A 15,177-nucleotide genomic window follows, 5' to 3' on the forward strand; every position below is an offset into this window, starting at 1 on the left:
GATTCGTCCTTAACTGGTCAGCGCGGGCGGCGGGCCCTGGCTGCGGGGGCGTTCCTCGATCATCCTGCCCCATACGATCATCCGGTAGGTGCTGGTGAACTCCGGGGTGCAGGTGGTCAGCGTGATGTACCGGCCCGCGGATGTGAATCCCGATCCCTCCGGAACGGGCTTGATCACCGCCACGTTCGTCGGCGGTGTCTGCGCGAGCGACGAGGTCGTCTCGTACGTGTAGTAGGCGTCCCGGGTCTCGACCACGACGGGATCCCCGGGCACCAGCCGGTTGATGTAGCGGAACGGCTCGCCGTGGGTGTTGCGGTGTCCGGCCACGGCGAAGTTGCCCTGTGCGTCGGCCGGCATCGCCGTCTTCAGCGCGCCCTCGCCGTAGTGCCCGACCATGCCCTTGTCCAGCACCTTCGGCTTGCTGATGCCCTCCGCCACCGGGACCTTCACGTCCAGCTTCGGAATGTGGAGGATCGCGAAGCCCTGGCCGGGCTCGAAGGCCGTCACGGGCGGTGCGGCAGCCCCGGAGCCCCCCGGATCCTTCTCCCAGGTCTGGCGCAGGGAGCCGGCGGCGCCGTTCGCCACCCGCTCCGCCAGCAGGTTCGTGTACCAGAGCTGGTAGGCGACGAACAGCAGCATCACCAGGCCCAGCGTGATGAACAGCTCTCCGCCCAGCCGGCTCGCGATGACCACCGGGCCGCCCGAGGCCGGCCGCCTGCGCCGCCGGCCGCCCCGCCGGCGGGAGCGCCGGGCGGCCTGTTTCGCGGCCTCCTGCGCGGCCCTGCGTCGCGCGGCCCGGCCCTGCGTGGGCGCGGACGGCGCGACCGCGGTCACGCGACGGCCTTGCCCACCACCGGGGCGAGCCCCACCGAGCGCTCCACGGCACCCGCGTCACCGCACCGCACCAGCCAGTTGGCGAGCATCCGGTGACCCCATTCGGTCAGCACCGACTCGGGGTGGAACTGCACGCCCTCGACGTCGTGGTCGCGGTGGCGCAGGCCCATGATGATCCCGTCCTCGGTCCGCGCCGTGACCTCCAGCGCGTCCGGCAGGGTCCCGGGCTCGGCGGCGAGGGAGTGGTAGCGGGTCGCGGTGAACGGCGACGGCAGTCCTTCGAACACCCCGAGCCCCTCGTGGATCACGGGTGAGGTCTTGCCGTGCAGCAGCTCGGGCGCCCGGCCCACGACGCCTCCGTAGGCGACCGCCATCGACTGCATGCCGAGGCACACGCCGAAGACCGGGACGGCCGTGCGCGCGCAGTGGCGGACCATGTCGATGCAGACGCCCGCCTCCTCCGGGGTACCGGGGCCGGGGGACAGCAGCACGCCGTCGAAGCCGTCCTGCGCGTGCGAGAGCTCGACCTCGTCGTTGCGCAGCACCTCGCATTCGGCACCGAGCTGGTAGAGGTACTGGACCAGGTTGAAGACAAAACTGTCGTAGTTGTCCACAACCAGAATGCGCGCGCTCACGGAGTGGCTCCCGATCCCTCGTCCACCGTCACATCGTTGAACGGAAGAAGCGGCTCGGCCCACGGGAAGACGTACTGGAACAGCACGAAAACCACCGCGAGGACCAGTACGAGCGAGATCAGCGCGCGTACCCACGCGTTTCCCGGCAGGTGCCGCCAGATCCAGCCGTACATGCCGCCTGATTCCTTTTCGTCCACGTTCGTTCAACGCACCGCGGGGGCGGTACGCGAACAGACTAAAGGCAGCGGCCCGAAAGGGTGGGTCACCCGGACAAACCCTCCGGCCTCCCCCGGGACGCGGGGAGGGTTCCGGTCAGTTCCGCCCAGACGACCAGCCGATGACTGTGCCCCCATTCCGGCTCGCAGGTCGTCAGCGTCAGATAGCGGCCGGGCGCCCGGAACGGCGATTTCTCCGGGACCGGGTCGACCACGGCGACGTCGGTGGGCAGGGTGCGCAGGGGGGCGGACCGGAGCGTGTACGTGTACCAGGTGCTCGCGTCCTTGAGGATCACCTCGTCGCCCGGGCGCAAGCGCGGGAAGTCCTTGAAGGGGTCCCCGTAGGTGCGGCGGTGGCCGGCCACCGAGAAGTTCCCGACGGCGCCGAGGGGCGCGGTGGCGGCGTAGTGGCCGAGCCCCTTCTTCAGCAGTTCGGGGTCGGTTCCCTCCAGGACGGGCTTGACCCAGTCCGGGCCGAAGCGCGGGACGTACATCTCGGCGAAGGCCCGGCCGGCCGGGTGGCGCTCGGGCTGCGCCGGGGCCGCCGACGGGGTCTGCGACGGCGCCGGCTGCGGCGCCGGGGCGGGAGCGGGGGCCGCGGCCGGGACGGCCGCCCAGCGGTCGCGCATCCGGTCCATCTCCCCGTCCATGGCCCGGTCGGCCTTGACCCCGGTCCACAGCAGGACGTAGGCGACGAAGAGCACGATGAGGGTGCCCGCCGTCAGGCACACCTCGCTGAACGTCCGTACCACCAGGCGCAGTACGACGTCAGGACGGACCCGATCACGGGGTGGGCGCCACCGGCTTCGCATAGTGGAGGTCCACTGTGCCGGAGTAGCCGGGAAGTGTCAGCGCCTTGTGCTCGTCCACTTTCCAGCCGAGCCCGTAGGCGTTCACGTAGAGCTGGTAGTTCTGCAGGGCCGGGGAGGCGGCGAGGGCCTTCTTCATCGTGGCCGGATCGCCGACGGCCGAGATCTTGTACGGCGGCGAGTAGACCCGACCCTGGAGGATCAGGGTGTTGCCCACGCAGCGGACCGCGCTGGTGGAGATCAGTCGCTGGTCCATGACCTGGATGCCCTGGGCGCCGCCCTGCCAGAGCGCGTTGACCACGGCTTGGAGGTCCTGCTGGTGGATCACCAGGTCGTTGGGCTGCGGCTCGGGCACGTTGGGGATGCGGGCGGTGGCGTTCGGCGGGGCGTCGTTGAGGGTGACCGTCAGGCCCTTGCCGGTCAGCTCCTCGGTGCCGGAGGCGGCGCGCAGGGCGGCCAGCTTGGCGTCCTCCGCCTTGGTCCTGCCGTCGTCACGCTCGGCGAGGGTGTCCACCCGGCTGCGCACGGCGGCGGTGCTCTGCTCCAGTGCCGCGTTGTCCTGGCTGCGCTCCTTGATGAGGTCCGACAGCTTCAGGAGGGATGCGTCCGTCCGGATGTTCGTACCCTTGGAGGTGTTGAAACTGGTGACGAAGAGCAGCCCGGCCAGGGCGAAGACGGCGGCCGTCAGTAGCCGGACCGGCCTGGCCCGGCGACGGGGACCCGCGGAGGAGTCGTCTGAATTGCTCAACGTACCCTTCTCCTTCAACGCCACAGGTCCACTACGCTAACGGACGCCCGGGGCAGGCAAGGTCCCCAGCGCATCGACAGGAGAGCCCCTCGTGCCGAAGTCACGTATCCGCAAGAAGGACGACTACACGCCGCCGCCCTCGCGGCAGCCGCAGAACATCCGGCTCACGAATCGCAGCTGGGTCGCCCCGGTCATGCTGGCGTTCTTCCTGATCGGACTCGCGTGGATCGTCGTTTTCTACGTGACCGAGACCCAGCTGCCGATCGAGTCGCTGGGCAATTGGAACATCGTGGTCGGTTTCGGCTTTATCGCTGCCGGATTCGGCGTATCCACGCAGTGGAAGTAGCACCCGACAGCCCCTGATGGAAGCTCTCCCCAGGAGTTATCCACAGCGTCATCCACACCTGAGGAAAAGACAGAAGATCTGTGGATAACCCTGTGGAGAGTTGACGCCGGTGTGATCAGGTGAGTTCCGCGGTGCGGAGCAGGATCACCATCGCGGCCAGCAGGAAGACCATCGCGCAGGTGCCCCACTGGACGAGTGCGCGATGGCGGCCGGCGGGCGGCATGAGCATGCCCAGACCCACCAGCGCTCCGGTGACCAGGCCGCCCACATGGGCCTGCCAGGACACCGTGAGCGCGCCCGTGAGCGGTACGAAGGTCAGCACCAGCATCAGCACGACCATGACGATCACCGGCCGCATCTCGTAGCGCAGCCGCTTCGCCAGGACGACGGTGGCGCCGAGCAGACCGAAGACGGCGCCGGAGGCGCCCAGGGTCCGGACGTACGGCTCGCTCAGCAGATAGACGAGCGCGCTGCCGCCCAGGCCCGAGAGCAGGAAGACCGCGAGATAGCGGACCCGGCCCAGCGCCGCTTCCAGCGGTCCGCCGATGACCCACAGCCCGATCATGTTGCCGACGATGTGCCACCACTGGACGTGCAGGAACACCGAGGTCAGCAGCCGGTAGTACTCGCCCGAGGCGACCCCGTGGACCGGGCCGCCCAGGTACTCCGCGTACCGGCCGCCGATCAGCACCAGCTGGTCCGCGAGCGCCGGGGAGGGGAGCGCCGCCAGGAACACCAGGACGTTGATCCCGATGAGGATCTTGGTGACCAGGTGGGGATCGGCGGCGACCACCCCGCCCGCGACCGTGCGCGGCGCGTTGGCGGTCGGGTGGTGCCCGGTACCGGAGCCCGCGCGGACGCACTCGGGACACTGGAAGCCGACCGAAGCGCTGATCATGCACTCCGGGCAGATGGGGCGCTCGCAGCGGGTGCAGCTGATCCCCGTGTCGCGGTCCGGGTGGCGGTAGCAGCCCGGCAGACGGTCGGTGTCCATCGGTTCCCTAGGTCAGCGGCGGGGCGGCGGGTGCGCCCCACCGGTCCGGTACGTATCGACTACGGACGGGCGGGGCCGAAAGGTTCCCGGCGTCAGCGCCTCTCGACGACCACGGACTGGATGATCACGTCGTCCAGGGGGCGCGAGGTGCGCGGGTTGGTGGCGCCGGCGGCGATGGTCTGCACGACCTTCTGGCTGGCCGGGTCGGTCACCTCGCCGAAGATGGTGTGCTTGCGCGTCAGCCAGGCGGTGGGGGCGACGGTGATGAAGAACTGCGAGCCGTTGGTGCCCGGGCCGGCGTTGGCCATGGCGAGCAGGAAGGGCTTGGTGAAGGCCAGGTCGGGGTGGAACTCGTCCGCGAAGCGGTAGCCGGGGCCGCCGGTGCCGTTGCCGAGCGGGTCGCCGCCCTGGATCATGAAGCCGCTGATGACGCGGTGGAAGACGGTGCCGTCGTACAGCGGGTCCGTGGTCTTCTGGCCGTCGGTGGGGCGGGTCCATTCCCGGGCGCCCGTGGCGAGCTCGACGAAGTTCCGCACGGTCTTCGGAGCGAAGTTCTCCAGCAGCTCGATCTCGATGTCGCCGTGGGTCGTCTTCAAGGTGGCGTAGAGCTTCTCGGCCACGATCTGCCTTCCATAGTCATCACTGTCGGTCCAGATGGTCGCACGGAGCGCTCCGCGGCACTGAAATCCTCCACCCGTATGCCCTGTCGCGCATGCCTGTCAGCGATATGGCAGGCATGATCCGACAAAGGGTGGAAAGGTGAACTGTGTCCGCCACCGAGGAGGAGGATCCCGTGACCGGCAAGGAGAGCATGCGCCTGGCAGCCGAGAGCGCCAGGGAGAGCGTGCGGCACGCGACGGAAGTGGTGGCACCGTACGCGGAATCCGCCAAGGAAGCCGCAGTGCACTACGCCCAGGAAGCGAACGAGCGGCTGGCACCCAAGATGTCGTACGCAGCGACCAGTGCCGCCCAGCACGCCCGCACGACCTACGACTGCCATCTGCAACCCCGGCTCAAGGCGGCGCGGGCCCATGTACCGCCCCCCGTCGACCGGGCGGCGACACAGGCGCGCCAAGCGGCGCGGCAGGCCGCCGAATACACCCAGCCGAAGATCGAGAGCGCGATCGCGGCCGCCACTCCGGTGGCCGAGGAGGCCGCGTCCCGGTCGACGGCGGCGTTCGCGGCGCTGCGCGGCCAGGTGACTGCCAAGGAAGTACAGAAGCTCGTCCGGCGCCGCGAGCGGCACGCGCGCAACGGGAAGATCCTGCGCGGTGTCGCGCTGGTCGGCGTGCTGGCGTGCGCCGCCTACGCGGTGTGGCGGTGGTGGGACCAGCAGTCGAATCCGGACTGGCTCGTCGAACCGCCGGCGGCCACCGAGCTGTCGGCGCGCGACGCGGCGCCGTCCGGCTTCGACGAGGAGCTGGCGGAGAAGGAGCGCGAGGCCGAGTCCGGCCCCGACGACAAGCAGCTCTGAGCGGCGCACGCGAAGGGGCCCGGATCCTGGTGACGGGATCCGGGCCCCTTCCGCGCCCGCCGGGCGTCAGCCGGGGAGGGTGAGGACCGTGCCCGGGCGGACGAGGTCGGGGTTGGGGCCGACGGCACCCCGGTTCATCGCGTAGAGCTCGCGCCAGCGGGCCTCGTTGCCGAGCTCGTGGCGGGCGATCTCCTGAAGCGAGTCGCCGGGCTTGACGGTGTACGTGCGCTTCTTGGCGGTGGGCCCGGCCCCCCGCATCGGGGCCGCCGGTACCGCCTTGTGCGCGGCCGAGTGCGGGGTGGGCGTGTGCATGGCGCCCGGCGCGGCGGCGGAGGAGGCCGCGGGCTTCGGCATCACGGTCGGCTTGGGGGCGGCGGGAACGGCCTTGTGCGCGGCGGACGTGGGGGTGGGGGTCGGAGTCGCGGGCAGGGGCCTCGGTGGCGCGGCCGCCGCCATGCGCTCGGCGGTGGCCCGGGTGGCCGAGGCGGCGTCGGCCGCCGAACCCGAGGAGGGCCTCCTGCCCTCGCCGGCCTGCTGCTGCACCTGCTCCTCCGCCTTCTCGGCGGCGTCGTGCGCCTTCTTCTTGTCGGGCTTCAGGAAGTCGAAGAGTCCCATGTCTGTACGCCTCCGGCGTGATGCTCCCCCCGGGATCGGTACCTCCTTCCACTGTCCTGCACGGGGCGCCGGGCGGCCCTGCGACGGGGCCGTCCGGGGGACGCTCGGACCGGGTCACGGCCCGGGCGGGAACGCGGCGGGAAGGGACCGGGAAGGACCGGCGCCACCCTCGTGGGACACGATGGAGGAGATTTCTGTGATCATCAGACAGGCCGCGGAGCGGGTAGTGCTGGTCAGGCCCGGACCCGGGCTCGTGAGCGCCGCGATCGTGGCGGGCCTGGACGTATGGGTGGTGTCCGATCCCGGACCCCGCCCGACGGACGCACCGCTTCCGGCGGAGCTGCCGCCGCAACGGCTCCTCCGGGTGGACTTCGCCGACCCGGCCGCGCTGCGCGCCCTGCTGACGGACACCGTCGTCGAACACGGGATCGGGCAGGTCCTCTACCTCGCGAGCGATCTCGAAAGGGGCCTCGGCAGCGGGGCCGCGGCCGCCGCCGAGGAGGTGCTGCGGGAGCTGTCCGCGAACAGCGGGAAGCCGGCCCGCGGGCTGCCGGACGCGGTGGCGATCCGGCGGATCCTCAATGAGAGCCGGACCTCCGCGGTACGTGCCGAGGAGGCCCGGTCCGTCCCCGAGGCGTGCTCGCTGGCGGAGGACTTCCCCCTGCCCGTGGTCATCAAATCGGCCGACAAGTCCGGGTGTTGGTGGACCGTTCCGGTACACGACCGGCCCGCACTGGACCGGTGGGCCGAACAGGCCCTCACCGCCCGGCACTCGGCGCCCTATCTCGTCGAAGAGCTGTTGACCGGAGCCAAGTTCAGGGTGGAGACGCTGACCGTCGACGGCATGCACCTGGTCGCCGACATCGCCCCCGAGGGAACGGCGCCGCCGCTCCACGACGCGGAGCAGGCCGGCATCCGCGCGACGGTACGGGCCCTGCTGGATCTGGCCGGGTACGAATCGGGCACCACGCGGACGGACGTGCTGGTCAGCGCCCGGGGATCACGGATCGCGGCGGCCACGGAACCGGACCGGGAACAGGCCGGTAACGGCCGTTCCCGCAGCGCGACCACGGGCGGTATCGAGAGGGGAACGGACCGGTAAGAGCTGCGGCCAGTCTGTGTCCTGTCGAGAGCGGCCACCACACCACACGGCAGCCGCACCGGGTACACACCAGGGGGTTCCACACATGCGCAGCAAGCTGGCTGGACTGATCGGGATCATCGCGGCGGCTCTGGCGATCGGAGTCGGTGTGACGGTCAGCGGCCCGGTGGACGCCGGTCAGCCCTCCGGCTACCAGGTGCTGGCGGACGACAAGGGTCCGGGGATCGCTCCCCCGGCCCCGACCCCGACCCCGACCTCGGTCCCGTCCCCTCGGTAGACCGGCCGCCCGCCCCGCACGACGGCGAAGTGCCCCGCACCGGATCCCGGTGCGGGGCACTTCCCGTGCGCGGTCAGTACGTCCGGCGGGACGCCGGCAGGCTCATGAAATCGAATAATCCCTCGGCGGCAGCGCGGTATCCGGCCGCGGCCGGAACGTCCCCGAGCGCATCGGCCGCACGGGCCATGCCCACCAGCGCGGACGCCTCCTCGGCACGGAAGCTCATCGGTTCCGCGATCTTATAGGCGTGTGCGTGCAGGGCCAGGGCCACCTCGTGCTCCCCCCAGAGCAGGTGGAGCCGGCCGAGGACGTTCTCGACCTTCGCGAGCCGGATCGGCGCGCCGCTGGTGCGGCCGAGGGTCAGGGAGCGCTCCGCGAACGCGCGCGCCTGCGGGCCGTCGCCCCGCTCGTGCGCGACCCGGGCGGACAGCGCGAGCAGCAGGGCGACGTCTCCGGGCGACCGGGTCTCGTCGCACAGGTCGCGGGCGCGCTGGAGACTGGCCTCCGCCTCCGGGTACTCGCCGAGGCCCACCTGCGCGAAGGCCAGATCGGTCAGGGCCACGATCTCGTTGCCGCGGTAGCCGAGGCCGCGGTCGATCTCGATCGCCCGGCCGGCGGCGGCGGCCGCCTCCGGATAGCGTCCCCACCGCTCGTACAGCGTGCTGAGGGTGGTCAGGCTCTCCGACTCCGCCCGCAGATTGCCCAGTTCCCGGGCGACGGCCACGGACCGCTCCAGGAGCGGGAGGGCCTCCCCGTACCTCCCGAGCATCGACATCAGCAGCCCGAGGGTCGACTCGCTGTGCGCCTCGGTGTGCCGGTCCCCGGCACGGATCGCCGTGTCGCGGGCCTCGGCGGCCACCTCCAGCCCTTCCTCGAAGCGGCCCAGCTTCCAGCAGGCCGCGCCCAAGTTGGCCAGGCTGATGCCGAGGAGCGCCGGATCGTCGAGCCGGCGGGCGGCGGCCACCGCGAGGTGCCCGACGCTCCAGAACTCGTCGAGCTGACCGTGCGTGTGCAGGTGGAAGCCGACGTTGCGGCTCAGGCAGGCCGCGTACCGGTCGTGGCCGGACCGCTCGGCGAGCGACACGGCCGCGAGCAGTCCCGCCTGCTCGCGGTGGAACCACCGCACGGACTGCTCGGCGTCCCTGAGGGACGGCAGCTCGCCCCGGTAGGGCGCGATGCCGGTGGGCCGGCGCTCCCGACCCGGGAAGAGCACCTCGCAGGCCGTGTTCGACGCCGTCAGGTAGTAGCCGAGCAGCCGCTCGACCGCCGCCGCGTCGTCGTCCGCCGTCGCCGGCCCCCGCAGGCTCTGGGCGAAACTGCGCACCAGGTCGTGGAAGGTGTAGAGGCCGATGTCGGGCTGCTGGACCAGATGGACGTCGAGCAGGAACTCCAGGGCGTCCTCGGCGTCCCGGACGGTCGTGCCGAGGAGCGCCGCCGCCGAATGGACGTCCGTCCCGGCGCACGGGTACAGGCTGAGGATGCGGAACGCGGTCCGGTACTCCTCGTCCATCGCCAGGTACGACAGCCGCAGGGTCGCCGCGACGCTGCGCTCTCCCGAACTCAGTTCGTCCATCCGGCGTTTCTCGTCGCGCAGCCGCTCGACCAGATAGCGCACCGTCCAGCGCGGCCTGTTGCGCAACCGGGCGGTCGCGATCCGCAGCGCCAGCGGCAGGTGCCCGCACAGCTCGGCCAGTTCGGCGGAGGCCGCCGGCTCGGCGGCCACCCGGGTGGTACCGAGGGTCTCCGCCATCAGGCTGGTGCTGTCCTCGGGCTCCATCATCCCGATGGACACCCACTCGACGCCGTCGAGGTCCAGCAGCCGCCCGCGGCTGGTGATCAGGGCGAGGGAGCCGGGCGAGGCCGGCAGCAGGGGCCTGATCTGCGCCGCGTCGACCGCGTTGTCGAACAGGAGCAACATCTGCCGGCCGTCCAGCTTCGACCGCCACAGGGCGGTGCGCCCCTCCAGGTCCTCGGGAATCCGGTCGCCCGGAGTACCGAGGGTCCGCAACAGGCCGTCGAGCGCGGCGGTGGGCGTCACGGGCTCGCGGCCCGGGGTGAATCCGTGCAGGTCGATGTGGAGCTGCCCGTCGGGATACCGGCCGGCCAGCCGGTGCGCGGCGCGCACGGCCAAGGTGGTCTTGCCCATGCCGCCCATGCCGTCGATGGCCACGATCCGGGCGTACCGCTCGCCGCCCCGGCCCTCGTCCTGCACGTAGTCGAAGAGCTCGGCGAGCTCCTTGGCACGGCCGGTGAAGTCGGGCAGGTCGTACGGCAGGGTGCACGGGGCGTCCGCCGGCCCGGTGCGCGTTCCGGTCTCCCCCTCCCGGTCCGCTTCCGTGCGGGACGGGGCCTCGGGGGCCCCGCCCTCGGACGGCACGGTCACCGGAACGGCCGGTTCGGGCAGCGGCTCGGCGGGGGCCGCCGGCTCGGGCACCGGACGTACGGGCGCCACGGCCACCGGCGCCGGCCGCTCAGGCGCGGCCAGCTCGGGGCTGTCCCGCAGGATCGCCTCGTACAGCTTGGCCAGCCGGGGGCCGGGGTCGATCCCGAGCTCGTCCACGAGCAGCTCGCGGACCTCCCCGTACTCCTTGAGCGCCTCGGCCTGCCGACCGGAGCGGTACAGGGCCAGCATCAACTGGCCGCGCAGCGTCTCCCGCAGCGGGTGCTGGGTGATCAGCGCACGCAGGCCCGAGATGAGCTCTCCGCTCTCGCCCAGTGCGAGGCACAGGTCGAAGAACTGCTCGGCGGCGGCCAGCCGGCGCTCCTCCAGCGCGGTCGCCGCGGCCTCGATCACCGGTCCGCCGGTGCCGGACAGGACCGATCCCCGCCACAGCGCGAGGGCGGCCCGCAGTGCCTCGGCGGCCGCGGACCGCCCGCCTTCCCGCAGCGCCTGGCCGGCCGCCCTGGTCAGGGCGTCGAACTCCAGGAGGTCGACCTGGTCGTCCGCCACCACCACGCGGTATCCCGGCCCGTCGGTGGCGATCACCTCGGTGCCGGTGGGTATGCGCCGCCGCAGGTCGGCGACGGCCTTGCGGACCTGGTGCGAGGCGGTCACCGGCGGGTCCTTCTCCCAGGTCGCCTCGACGAGTCGGGCCACGGGCACCACCCGGCCGGCCTCGAGCAGGAGCACGCACAGGACCCGTTCCTGGATCGCTCCCCCCAGCCTCAGCCGGACCTCTCCGAACCACCCCTCAAGCGATCCGAGCACGTTGAAGCGCAGCCTGCCCCCCGCAGGATCCGCGCTTCGTCTCTCCCCGGACTCCCCATCCGCCCCCGGCATCGGACATCCACCCCCAAGTGAACAAGACCCCTGGCCAGGTCATGTCAGCCGGATCATAGGGGTTACTGCTAGCACGCGGTAAGCATCCGGTAGCAGATCAGGAAGGGCGACACGGACAGTTCATGGGCGGCCCGGAGCAGGCGGCACACCGAGCGAGTACCGAAGGAGCAGGCTGTGGGAAGACTGGAGAGACCGCTGGCCCCCGATGCCGGACCAGTCACCGCGTTCGCCCGGGAGTTGCGCAGGCTGCGGACCGCGGCCGGCAGTCCCGGCTACCGCGACATGGCCACCCGTGCCATGTTCTCCGCGTCCGTGCTCTCCGACGCGGCCGCCGGATACCGCCTCCCGACGCTTCAGGTGGCCCTCGCCTTCGCCGAGGCCTGCGGCGGTGACCGCGCCAGCTGGGAGCGCCGCTGGCACGAGGCGGCACGGGCCGACGGGGACGACGCGGGCGCCCGTCCGGCGGTCAAAGCCGTGCAGCAGCACCAGGAGAACGAGCTGCGCGCGGCCGACGTGCGCGCCGTGCTGCCGCCCCCGTCACAGCTTCCGATGGAGGCCCGTCCCCTGGTGGGACGGCGTGAGCTGCTCCAGCGGGCCCGGTCCCTGACCGCCCCCTCGTACGGCGAGCAACGCCCCGCGGCACCCTTGGTGATCAGCGGTCAGGTGGGCGTGGGCAAGACGGCCTTCGCCCTGCGGCTCGCCCACGAACTCGCCGTGAACCTGCCCGACGGGCAGCTCTACGCGAACCTCGATCCGGCCGCGGACGGACGCAAGGACGCCGCCGGAATCGCGGGCGGTTTCCTGGAGGCGCTCGGCATCCCGACCGACCGGATCCCGAACGATCCCGGTCAGAGAATTGGCTTGTACCGATCGCTCCTGAACCGGCGGCGGCTGCTCGTGGTGCTGGACGGCGTCCAACACGAGCGGCAGATCCGGGAACTACTCGTCGCGGCGCCCGAGAGCCGCATCATCATCACTAGCCGATCGCGGCTACTGGGCCTCGACGGAATTGGCCGGATCCGGCTCCCCGCGCTGGACCGCGACGAGTCGATGGAGCTGCTCGCCCAGCTCCTCGGCGGTGACCGGGTCGGCGGCGAGCCGCGCGCCTGCCTGCGCCTCGCCGACGCCTGCGGGGACCTCCCGCTGGCCCTCAACCTGGCCGGCCGGCGCATCGCGGCCCGCCCCGAGTGGATGCTCCAGGACTCCGTGTCCGAACTGCTCGGGGACGGGCCGGGCGGACCGGGCGGGAGGGGCGCGCAGCCGGCACCCGGCCGCTTCCTGGCCCGGCTGCAGATCGGGGACGACGCGCTCAGCAACCGCCTCGACAGCGCCTACCGGCTGCTGACCCCGTGGGCGCGGCTGATGCTGCGCCAGTTCGCCGGATCCGACAACCCGCCCTCCGTGGACAACGTGGTGTACGAGTCCGCGGACGCGCTCGCCGTGCTGGTCGAGCGGTCCGCCCAGCCGGTGGAGGACCTCCTCGAACGGCTCCTCGACGCGGGCCTGCTCGACCACTCCGACCTGCCGGGGCAGTACGGACTGACGCCGATGGCCCGGGCGTACGCGCTGACCCAGCCGGACCCGACGGAGGAGGACCCGGCGCCCGGGTCCGCGCCCGGGTCCGCGCCCGCGGCGGCGCGGGGTCAGGCGCACGTGCGGCCGTCGAGGTAGGGGGCCCGCCGGTCGGGCCGGATCAGGCCGCGTGGGTGATCGTCACGTAGAGGTGCTCGTCGAGGACCTTGGCGAGGGACACCCCGGGCCGGCCGATCTCGGCGCACAGGGCCGCCTCGTCCAGACCGCCGCCCTCCGCCAGCGCCGTACGCGCCCAGTTCCGGCCGAGCTCCAGGTGGCGGGCGAAGGCGGCCCCGTCCCGGACCCCGTACAACCGCCCCGCGATGGCCGCGTCCCACGGCATGACCGAGTCGGGCCGCAGTGCGTACAGCGCCTTGGCCGCGGCGGTCGGGCCGAGGCTGCGCCGACCGATCGGCAGCGCCGCCAGTTCCTCGTAGGCGGCGGCGAACCGGGAGATCTCCCGCGGGGTGAGCCGGGCCAGCGGTGCGTGCGCCAGCGCGTGCCGCCCCCACCATGCGGCGAGCCCCGCGCCGAAGGTGTCGGGCTCGCCCTCGCGCGGGTAACGGATGCGGCAGCCCCAGGAGTTCAGCCAGCGGTGCAGGGCCGTGCGGTGCGCGGGGAGCGAGAGGTCGAGGGCACCGCCGGTCTCCTCGCGCAGCGCCCGCCAGCTCCGGTCCACGCCCGCGAAACCGTTGAACACCTCCGCCGAGGAACGCAGTTCGGCCAGGGAGGGCGCGGGCGGGAGCGGCGGCGCGGCCGGCGGGTCCAGGTGGGCGCGGGCGACCTTCGCGGGCACCACCATGCACCAGGCCTCGGTGACCAGCTCCGTCAACTCGGCCCCGTCCAGGGCCCCGAGGTGGGCCTCGACCCAGTTGAAGCGCAGATCGGACTCCCTGGGCAGGAAGAACTTCTGCGGCTCGGCGGCGACCAGCGCCGCCCGTTCCTCCTTGGGGAAGGCGAAGCCCAGTTCGCTCTCGTCCCGGGACAGGGCGAGATAGACGATCTTGCCGATCCGGAACTTCACCCGGTCCCGGATCAGGTGCTCCTCGGTCCTCGGCAGGCCCAGCGCGAGCCGCCGTACGTCGTCCACCGTTGCCACGGCACGCTCCTTGCGCATCCGGCCGCCGCTCACAGTCCCGCGAGCTGCGGGGTGTGCACGTCCAGCGGTGGCCCGTCGAGCGCACCGAGGCCGATCAGCGACGGAGTCCTGCCGATCAACCGGTCGGCCAGCGACCGTGCGATGAGCGGCGCGAACTTGAAGGATGTGCCACCGCAGGCCGCGTAGGCGAATCCCGCGCCGCCCAGGGCGACCAGCAGCGGGCCGCCCGTCGGCGAGAAGGCCGAGTAGTAGGCGTCCTTGGCCGCGGTGACCCAGGCCGGTCCGAAGCCGGGGAGGACGTCCCCGAACTCCTTCTCCAGCTTGCGCTGCCAGTACGGGTCGGTGGCGTGGTCGGTGATCGCGTCCACCACCCGGCAGGCGGTGGCCGAGGTCAGTTTGAGGGCCGTGCCCGCCACCGGCGGGATCAGCCAGGCCCCGCCCTCGGTGCCCAGGGCCGGTACGGCCGGGGTGGCCGCCCAGGCCCCCGACTGCTGCCGGGGCACCCGGCAGTACAGGAGGGACTGCCGGTACAGGGTCAGTTGCTCGGAGATGCTCGGCGGCAGCAGGTCCCGGGACCAGGGGCCCACGGCCACGAGCACCGCGTCGCTGCGCAGCACCCGTCCGTCCACCAGCTGTACGCTGCCGCTCTCGCCGTCGACGGCGGTCACGGCCCGGTGCTCGATCAGCTCGATGCCCCGCTGCCACTTCAGCCAGCCGACGCAGGCGGCGAGGACCCGTTCGGCGAGCAGCACGCCCGCCTCGTCCTCCAGTACCGCGCCGAGGCCGCCGCCCACGTGCAGGTGCGGATAGCGGTCGGCCAGGCCGGCCGCCGTCAGTTCCCTGGCGTGGCCACCGGCGTCGGCGAGCATCGCCGCCGCGTCCCTCGCGGCCGCGGGCGGCAGCACGGTGAGCGAGCCAACCTGCTCGTAGAACCGCGTCAGGAACAGCTCCTCCAGTTCGACCCAGCGGCGGTGCGCGCGCAGCGCGGCCGCCGTGGCCTGCGGGTCCGCCGGGTGCAGGGCCCGCAGGATCCGGTGCTGGTCGAAAGAGGTGGCTCTGCTGTACGGAATGGGGCCTTGGTCCACGACCGTGACCTTGTGTCCGTCGAGCACGCACTCGACCGCCGTGAGCAGGGCGATCACTCCGCCGCCCACTACCGTCACCCTCGTCGACATCA

At 72.2% G+C, this 15,177-nt stretch carries 15 protein-coding genes and 1 pseudogene; 5 read left to right on the forward strand and 11 right to left on the reverse strand.

Annotated features, from left to right (window positions below; all coding sequences use genetic code 11):
* Nucleotides 1–9: 9 nt before the first annotated feature.
* The 5 genes and pseudogenes from OG207_RS21770 to OG207_RS21790 all read right to left on the reverse strand — a co-directional run.
* Nucleotides 10–861 (reverse strand): annotated as a pseudogene (locus OG207_RS21770) (class E sortase); the annotation flags it as partial.
* Nucleotides 831–1,469: an aminodeoxychorismate/anthranilate synthase component II gene (locus tag OG207_RS21775; protein ID WP_329100151.1), complete on the reverse strand. Its 639-nt coding sequence runs from the start codon at nucleotides 1,467–1,469 to the stop codon at nucleotides 831–833. The pseudogene OG207_RS21770 and the gene OG207_RS21775, both read right to left, overlap by 31 nt.
* Nucleotides 1,466–1,642, reverse strand: a complete 177-nt coding sequence (locus tag OG207_RS21780) for a hypothetical protein (protein WP_030011120.1) — start codon at nucleotides 1,640–1,642, stop codon at nucleotides 1,466–1,468. Before OG207_RS21780 ends, OG207_RS21775 begins: the two co-directional genes overlap by 4 nt.
* Nucleotides 1,643–1,731: 89 nt before the next feature.
* Nucleotides 1,732–2,496 (reverse strand): class E sortase, encoded by a 765-nt coding sequence (locus tag OG207_RS21785; protein ID WP_329100152.1) that lies wholly within the window; start codon nucleotides 2,494–2,496, stop codon nucleotides 1,732–1,734.
* Nucleotides 2,468–3,241, reverse strand: a complete 774-nt coding sequence (locus tag OG207_RS21790; protein WP_329100153.1) for a DUF881 domain-containing protein — start codon at nucleotides 3,239–3,241, stop codon at nucleotides 2,468–2,470. Before OG207_RS21790 ends, OG207_RS21785 begins: the two co-directional genes overlap by 29 nt.
* Before the next feature lie 91 nt (nucleotides 3,242–3,332).
* Here OG207_RS21790 and crgA point away from each other — a divergent pair, with 91 nt between their 5' ends.
* A complete protein-coding gene (gene crgA, locus OG207_RS21795) occupies nucleotides 3,333–3,587 on the forward strand; it encodes a cell division protein CrgA (protein WP_266383019.1) in 255 nt (84 codons plus the stop codon).
* A 115-nt stretch (nucleotides 3,588–3,702) separates the two neighbouring features.
* On the opposite strand, the gene OG207_RS21800 is transcribed toward crgA, so the two are convergent.
* Together OG207_RS21800 and OG207_RS21805 are read right to left on the reverse strand one after the other, a co-directional pair.
* Nucleotides 3,703–4,581 (reverse strand): rhomboid family intramembrane serine protease, encoded by an 879-nt coding sequence (locus OG207_RS21800; protein ID WP_329100154.1) that lies wholly within the window; start codon nucleotides 4,579–4,581, stop codon nucleotides 3,703–3,705.
* Nucleotides 4,582–4,673: 92 nt separating this feature from the next.
* On the reverse strand, nucleotides 4,674–5,201 hold the full coding sequence (locus tag OG207_RS21805; RefSeq protein WP_329100155.1) for a peptidylprolyl isomerase: 528 nt from the start codon (nucleotides 5,199–5,201) through the stop codon (nucleotides 4,674–4,676).
* 146 nt (nucleotides 5,202–5,347) lie between these two features.
* Between OG207_RS21805 and OG207_RS21810 the strand changes: the two genes are divergently transcribed.
* Nucleotides 5,348–6,055 carry a DUF5324 family protein gene (locus tag OG207_RS21810; protein ID WP_329100156.1) on the forward strand — a complete coding sequence of 236 codons (708 nt, stop codon included), beginning with the start codon at nucleotides 5,348–5,350 and terminating at the stop codon, nucleotides 6,053–6,055.
* A 66-nt stretch (nucleotides 6,056–6,121) separates the two neighbouring features.
* Here the strand turns inward: OG207_RS21810 and OG207_RS21815 are convergent, their stop codons facing one another.
* The gene (locus OG207_RS21815; RefSeq protein WP_329100157.1) at nucleotides 6,122–6,670 is read right to left on the reverse strand and encodes a LysM peptidoglycan-binding domain-containing protein; all 549 of its coding nucleotides are present in this window, start codon (nucleotides 6,668–6,670) and stop codon (nucleotides 6,122–6,124) included.
* Between the two features lie 196 nt (nucleotides 6,671–6,866).
* Here OG207_RS21815 and OG207_RS21820 point away from each other — a divergent pair, with 196 nt between their 5' ends.
* Together OG207_RS21820 and OG207_RS21825 are read left to right on the forward strand one after the other, a co-directional pair.
* Nucleotides 6,867–7,772 (forward strand): hypothetical protein, encoded by a 906-nt coding sequence (locus OG207_RS21820; RefSeq protein WP_329100158.1) that lies wholly within the window; start codon nucleotides 6,867–6,869, stop codon nucleotides 7,770–7,772.
* An 85-nt stretch (nucleotides 7,773–7,857) separates the two neighbouring features.
* Nucleotides 7,858–8,049, forward strand: a complete 192-nt coding sequence (locus OG207_RS21825) for a hypothetical protein (RefSeq protein WP_329100159.1) — start codon at nucleotides 7,858–7,860, stop codon at nucleotides 8,047–8,049.
* Between the two features lie 73 nt (nucleotides 8,050–8,122).
* Here OG207_RS21825 and OG207_RS21830 read toward each other — a convergent pair whose 3' ends face one another.
* Nucleotides 8,123–11,329: an AfsR/SARP family transcriptional regulator gene (locus OG207_RS21830; RefSeq protein ID WP_443072724.1), complete on the reverse strand. Its 3,207-nt coding sequence runs from the start codon at nucleotides 11,327–11,329 to the stop codon at nucleotides 8,123–8,125.
* A 174-nt stretch (nucleotides 11,330–11,503) separates the two neighbouring features.
* Between OG207_RS21830 and OG207_RS21835 the strand changes: the two genes are divergently transcribed.
* Entirely contained in the window at nucleotides 11,504–13,000 is a 1,497-nt protein-coding gene (locus tag OG207_RS21835; protein ID WP_329100161.1) for an NB-ARC domain-containing protein, read from the forward strand.
* A gap of 22 nt (nucleotides 13,001–13,022) precedes the next feature.
* Here OG207_RS21835 and OG207_RS21840 read toward each other — a convergent pair whose 3' ends face one another.
* Together OG207_RS21840 and OG207_RS21845 are read right to left on the reverse strand one after the other, a co-directional pair.
* A complete protein-coding gene (locus OG207_RS21840; RefSeq protein ID WP_329100162.1) occupies nucleotides 13,023–14,000 on the reverse strand; it encodes an MmcQ/YjbR family DNA-binding protein in 978 nt (325 codons plus the stop codon).
* 29 nt (nucleotides 14,001–14,029) lie between these two features.
* Complete coding sequence (locus OG207_RS21845) at nucleotides 14,030–15,175, reverse strand: NAD(P)/FAD-dependent oxidoreductase (RefSeq protein ID WP_329100163.1); 1,146 nt, start codon at nucleotides 15,173–15,175, stop codon at nucleotides 14,030–14,032.
* Nucleotides 15,176–15,177 lie beyond the last annotated feature (2 nt).

It is taken from the genome of Streptomyces sp. NBC_01439, assembly GCF_036227605.1.
In the GTDB taxonomy this organism is placed as follows: Bacteria; Actinomycetota; Actinomycetes; order Streptomycetales; family Streptomycetaceae; genus Streptomyces.